At 52.8% G+C, this 1,577-nt stretch carries 1 rRNA gene; it reads left to right on the plus strand.

Annotation, left to right across the window (positions count from 1 at the left end):
* Positions 1-30: 30 nt before the first annotated feature.
* Positions 31-1,561: ribosomal RNA gene (locus tag BXA07_RS29660) — 16S ribosomal RNA — on the plus strand.
* Positions 1,562-1,577: the final 16 nt, after the last annotated feature.

A 1,577-nucleotide genomic window follows, 5' to 3' on the forward strand; every position in this document is an offset into this window, starting at 1 on the left:
TGCCGGTAAAACGGCAAAGTAACAGAGATTAAACTGAAGAGTTTGATCCTGGCTCAGATTGAACGCTGGCGGCATGCCTTACACATGCAAGTCGAACGGCAGCACGGAGCTTGCTCTGGTGGCGAGTGGCGAACGGGTGAGTAATATATCGGAACGTACCCTGGAGTGGGGGATAACGTAGCGAAAGTTACGCTAATACCGCATACGATCTAAGGATGAAAGTGGGGGATCGCAAGACCTCATGCTCGTGGAGCGGCCGATATCTGATTAGCTAGTTGGTAGGGTAAAAGCCTACCAAGGCATCGATCAGTAGCTGGTCTGAGAGGACGACCAGCCACACTGGAACTGAGACACGGTCCAGACTCCTACGGGAGGCAGCAGTGGGGAATTTTGGACAATGGGCGAAAGCCTGATCCAGCAATGCCGCGTGAGTGAAGAAGGCCTTCGGGTTGTAAAGCTCTTTTGTCAGGGAAGAAACGGTGAGAGCTAATATCTCTTGCTAATGACGGTACCTGAAGAATAAGCACCGGCTAACTACGTGCCAGCAGCCGCGGTAATACGTAGGGTGCAAGCGTTAATCGGAATTACTGGGCGTAAAGCGTGCGCAGGCGGTTTTGTAAGTCTGATGTGAAATCCCCGGGCTCAACCTGGGAATTGCATTGGAGACTGCAAGGCTAGAATCTGGCAGAGGGGGGTAGAATTCCACGTGTAGCAGTGAAATGCGTAGATATGTGGAGGAACACCGATGGCGAAGGCAGCCCCCTGGGTCAAGATTGACGCTCATGCACGAAAGCGTGGGGAGCAAACAGGATTAGATACCCTGGTAGTCCACGCCCTAAACGATGTCTACTAGTTGTCGGGTCTTAATTGACTTGGTAACGCAGCTAACGCGTGAAGTAGACCGCCTGGGGAGTACGGTCGCAAGATTAAAACTCAAAGGAATTGACGGGGACCCGCACAAGCGGTGGATGATGTGGATTAATTCGATGCAACGCGAAAAACCTTACCTACCCTTGACATGGCTGGAATCCCCGAGAGATCGGGGAGTGCTCGAAAGAGAACCAGTACACAGGTGCTGCATGGCTGTCGTCAGCTCGTGTCGTGAGATGTTGGGTTAAGTCCCGCAACGAGCGCAACCCTTGTCATTAGTTGCTACGAAAGGGCACTCTAATGAGACTGCCGGTGACAAACCGGAGGAAGGTGGGGATGACGTCAAGTCCTCATGGCCCTTATGGGTAGGGCTTCACACGTCATACAATGGTACATACAGAGCGCCGCCAACCCGCGAGGGGGAGCTAATCGCAGAAAGTGTATCGTAGTCCGGATTGTAGTCTGCAACTCGACTGCATGAAGTTGGAATCGCTAGTAATCGCGGATCAGCATGTCGCGGTGAATACGTTCCCGGGTCTTGTACACACCGCCCGTCACACCATGGGAGCGGGTTTTACCAGAAGTAGGTAGCTTAACCGTAAGGAGGGCGCTTACCACGGTAGGATTCGTGACTGGGGTGAAGTCGTAACAAGGTAGCCGTATCGGAAGGTGCGGCTGGATCACCTCCTTTCTAGAGTTTGCACGAA

The organism is Janthinobacterium sp. TND4EL3 (assembly GCF_900156175.1).
In the GTDB taxonomy this organism is placed as follows: Bacteria; Pseudomonadota; Gammaproteobacteria; order Burkholderiales; family Burkholderiaceae_D; genus Janthinobacterium.